The sequence below is a fragment of the Laceyella sediminis genome, from assembly GCF_003003125.1.
Lineage (GTDB): Bacteria > Bacillota > Bacilli > Thermoactinomycetales > Thermoactinomycetaceae > Laceyella > Laceyella tengchongensis.
This window is the reverse complement of sequence record NZ_PVTZ01000031.1, coordinates 1-3,887: the sequence shown is the minus strand read 5'-3', so window position 1 is coordinate 3,887 and position 3,887 is coordinate 1. Positions and strand designations below refer to the sequence as shown.

Annotated in this window: 6 protein-coding genes; all 6 read right to left on the bottom strand. The window is 38.2% G+C overall.

The window, feature by feature from the left end:
• Positions 1-79: 79 nt before the first annotated feature.
• Positions 80-952, bottom strand: a complete 873-nt coding sequence (locus CLV36_RS16725) for an asparagine synthase-related protein (protein ID WP_106343401.1) — start codon at positions 950-952, stop codon at positions 80-82.
• Positions 953-962: 10 nt separating this feature from the next.
• A complete protein-coding gene (locus CLV36_RS16720) occupies positions 963-1,442 on the bottom strand; it encodes a lasso peptide biosynthesis B2 protein (RefSeq protein WP_106343400.1) in 480 nt (159 codons plus the stop codon).
• 71 nt (positions 1,443-1,513) lie between these two features.
• Entirely contained in the window at positions 1,514-1,642 is a 129-nt protein-coding gene (locus CLV36_RS17960; RefSeq protein ID WP_281257269.1) for a hypothetical protein, read from the bottom strand.
• Positions 1,643-1,813: 171 nt separating this feature from the next.
• Positions 1,814-2,392 carry a hypothetical protein gene (locus tag CLV36_RS16715; RefSeq protein ID WP_106343399.1) on the bottom strand — a complete coding sequence of 193 codons (579 nt, stop codon included), beginning with the start codon at positions 2,390-2,392 and terminating at the stop codon, positions 1,814-1,816.
• Positions 2,393-2,489: 97 nt separating this feature from the next.
• Positions 2,490-2,702, bottom strand: coding sequence for a hypothetical protein (locus tag CLV36_RS16710; RefSeq protein WP_106343398.1), 213 nt, complete (start codon positions 2,700-2,702; stop codon positions 2,490-2,492).
• Between the two features lie 76 nt (positions 2,703-2,778).
• The gene (locus tag CLV36_RS16705; protein ID WP_106343397.1) at positions 2,779-3,108 is read right to left on the bottom strand and encodes a hypothetical protein; all 330 of its coding nucleotides are present in this window, start codon (positions 3,106-3,108) and stop codon (positions 2,779-2,781) included.
• Positions 3,109-3,887 lie beyond the last annotated feature (779 nt).

Here is a 3,887-nt window from a genome sequence, read left to right as displayed (position 1 = left end):
GAGTACCGATTTCTTTTCATTTTTCTCATCCCCCATCACTAGTAGTGTAATCCACTTACACTCTTAGTGTCCAAAGTCATTAGGGGGCTAAAGAGTGTGCGTATGGAACTGGCAAGTTCCAATAATGATTAAGATAAGTTCCATCTTCAACTGTGGAAGATGTTTTAATTTCTTTTAGTGGCACTTTTAAATGATCAGTAACCAGTCGCGCATAATTTGATTCGTCAGCCGCTGGAATTCCATCAAAAGTCCAATGGAATCCAACAACAGGCACTTTACATTCATCAAAGCATGCCAGCGCAACACAGGAATCTAGCCCACCACTTAAAATAACTCCAATTTTTTCACCATTCCACCGTTCTTTTACTGTTTGAATCATAATCTCTTTTGCCGTTTGAGCAAGGTAATCATAGCTTTTATTTCTTAGCAAAGGCTGTGATTGAATAAAATCAACTTGTTCAATTTCTAAACCTTCATTCTTAAAATGAATCACATGGCCAGCAGGCAAGCGGTAAACTCCTCGAAAATGGGAAAGGTTATGTGGGATCGGATCGCCCAAACATGTGATTAGCAAGTTCTGTTTATCCACTTGCAAAACAGGCGATATACCGTTTTTAAGAATTAATAAGGGATTTGTTGACCAGGATAACAAAGGCTCAGTCTTGTAATATAGGGAGCTTTTACAAAGAAGACTCTTATAAATCAAACCTTCTCTTTTGTCCTTGTTCCAATAGGAAAGAATAAATGCACCATCCAAGTCTTTTAAAAAGGAATAGGTTGGATTTTCCATCCATGATTCAAATAAATCTTGAACCGAATCAGAGTTGTTGTTAAGAAGATCATCGAGGAATTTCTTCATAGAAACTGACCTTGCTTTCCATATCCATCCCTGTAATTGAATTGATGTTTGTGAGTCATTCACAGATCCATAAATGGTCTGATAAAACCTCATCACTTTCACCTCAACTATTTGGAACTCTATTCACTTCAATGAATTGGCTTCTGACACCAACATGATCACTTATAGGACGATCATATAATTCAACCCAAGCATGATAATCGTATTTTTCAGTAACCGTCATGGCCGCTTTTCGACCAATTACTACCTGAGCCGGAATGCCAAACAAACGGAGATTATATGCAATTGCAATAGAACGTTCCAGACAAAGAGCTTTTCCGTTTCTCAAAATACGAATCCAGAAGAGCGTCCATGTGATGATCTTTCGAGCAAATAAAGCCTCTACATCCTGATTTCGAAACCCTACCTTGTACCGAACCGGGGCTTTTTCTAACCGACTTAAACAGGCATTTGCTCCAAATCTACTAAATCTAAACAGACTTGCCAGTGTATAAAACATACTTCTAAAAAGGAAACCCTTGGGGACATCCGGAATAAAAAATTCTCTATTTCCCCCAATTTGGACAAACTGAAAAACATCCATTTTCTTCACCTCACTTGATTAGAGAAAGAGACCCAGCCATTGCTGGCTGTAGGCCTCTTTCTTATTGAGGGTTAGTCTTTTTTATCCTGCGGCGAATATCCCCAACCGTCTTTAGTGCTGTTACCATCTTCTCCAGTGCATTGCTCCAACGTTCCAACCAAAATCAGCTTCGGCTCTTCAACTTTAAGATTCTTTTTCATCTGTGGACTCCTCCTTAAAAATTATTAGCCCATTCCTACATCCGACTTATCTAGCTTTATTTCGTGCATCACCTCCCTTAAACACAGAACAGTCTGACTAAAACTTCGGTATCGGCGGTTCATAATCAATGTCATAGAACATCTTTATCCCTCCATTCCTAGATAATCACACTACCTACTTTTAATGTTGCTTCGTCGATTCCGCGTTGGGATCTCAAAACGATGTAACCACAGGAAAATCGTTGTTGAGCTTGTCTCATAGATTTGAGCAATCTTTCTAATGCTTAAACCCTTCTCCCAATAGAGATGATATAGTTGATTTTTAAATTGGTCGTGGCTCAAATTTTTTATTTTAGGAATACTAGGTAATCCACAAAATGATGGTCTTTTAGAGAACTGATAATATTCCAGGTTGTTGTACAATGCTTGACGAGAACATGAAAAATGCTTAAGTATATCTTTTAACTTATAGTTCTCGTCAAAATAGAGTCTCTCTAATTCGCTCTTTGGCAATAATCTAACTTTCCTCCTGCTCATATTTCCGCGTGGTCTTCTTGGTATTCCTAGCACAACGAAAATCTTTTGAAGAGTGGACGTGGGAATGTTAAGTTCCCTCGCAATCTGACTAAGCGTCATTCTATCTTTCCAGTACCACTGATATAAAAGCGGTTTTAAATCACTTTTTTCCAAACTTCCTTTAGCATCATGAGTTTGCGTCTGCTTCCATTCAACTTGAGGTAGTATATTCATTGCTCTCACCTGCACATTTCTTCGACAGAGAGAGATTGGATACTCGGCCCCGACCCCGAAGTATCCAATCATTGTGTTATCTGCTTTCCGTTACCCTTTACTTACCTAACCACTTTCTTTTAAACAATTCCAATCGATCGTCCCCTCGTCTTACCCTCTTACAATCGTCCCGTGTAACTTGATATACCTGTAAAAAGCGATCAACATTTTTTCTGCCTTTTATTTTCTTTGTTTTTCCGCTTGGAATGTGAATCACATGTATCTGATCTTTTGATTCATCATGCCAATAGCGGATCTCTGCTTCCTCCATTAGTCTGGAACCCCTTTCTGGCAATTCCGTTTATGCTATAATGGAGCTACGATAAAATGTTTTTTTCGTGGGCCATTCAATTGATGGCTCTTTTTTTATTGTCTGCAAAGATGTCATACGATCTCCCTGCTATTAGCCGAGTTCCATTGGCCATATCCACCTCCATTACATCAAGTAGCGGAATCCGAATCTCTACTCCATCCCGGCAAAGGAGTTGAGCAACTCGCATTCGCCGCCGTGGATTGGGGCTACGGTCAACGTAGCAAGTCACGGCGATTTTGTCGTCCGGCTGAAGCTCTGCGATGAAATTTTCATGTTTTTTTACAACAAGGTCTGGGCGACTATCCAAATCTAGCAGAAATGGTTGAACTTGATTTGCGTTCCCTTCCACCTGAATTTTCAACATAAGAACACCCTCCATCTTGAATTTAATGAGTGTTTACTGCATTGTGCTTTCATTTTACTTAATTTGATTTTTTTTTTGAAACTATGGAATTAACCCGATAACCTTAAAGTGTAAATAAAATATTAGCCCTTATTCTCACTTACCAAAAATTCCACTGGAGAAGCTAACCATACGAATAGAATATCCGTTCTTTCTCTAATTATTGTTGAGAAAAATCAGTTTATTTTTATGAGTATTTTTTTTATCATTTAGGTAATCCGAATGTTTAAATGAAAATGGGTGGTTTAAATGAAAGAGTTCATTTTAATCTCTCCAGAGCTAGGGGATCTTATTAGAAAGACTAGAAAGGAGAAAAAAAGAGACAAGAAGATTTAGCAGATGATATTATTTCTCCATCCACAATCAGCAATATTGAACGGGGTGCCTGCCAAGTAAGTAAGAATAAGTTCGAACATTTGTGTAAAAAACTAGATTTAGACCTTGAAAAAGAACAACCTTTACTGAAAGGCACTACAGCTCCTGATGAAAATTTATCAAACCGGCTAATGGCTATAGAAAATGATATAGACTTAGTCAGCCCTGATTTAGCGCTAGAAGAATTGAGAGAGATACACTTAGAAAAAAACGATCCTCTTTTATCAGAGTATTTTTTTCTTAAGGCAAAGTGTTATTCGAAAAAATCCTCTCTTTAGCCCCCTAATGACTTTGGACACTAAGAGTGTAAGTGGATTACACTACTAGTGATGGGGGATGAGAAAAATGAAAAGAAATCGGTACTC

Bases quoted from the DNA above. Each gene is read 5' to 3' on its own strand.
- CLV36_RS16725 (WP_106343401.1), bottom strand. From the start codon at position 952: ATGAGGTTTTATCAGACCATTTATGGATCTGTGAATGACTCACAAACA.
- CLV36_RS16720 (WP_106343400.1), bottom strand. From the start codon at position 1,442: ATGGATGTTTTTCAGTTTGTCCAAATTGGGGGAAATAGAGAATTTTTT.
- CLV36_RS17960 (WP_281257269.1), bottom strand. From the start codon at position 1,642: ATGAAAAAGAATCTTAAAGTTGAAGAGCCGAAGCTGATTTTGGTTGGA.
- CLV36_RS16715 (WP_106343399.1), bottom strand. From the start codon at position 2,392: ATGAATATACTACCTCAAGTTGAATGGAAGCAGACGCAAACTCATGAT.
- CLV36_RS16710 (WP_106343398.1), bottom strand. From the start codon at position 2,702: ATGGAGGAAGCAGAGATCCGCTATTGGCATGATGAATCAAAAGATCAG.
- CLV36_RS16705 (WP_106343397.1), bottom strand. From the start codon at position 3,108: ATGTTGAAAATTCAGGTGGAAGGGAACGCAAATCAAGTTCAACCATTT.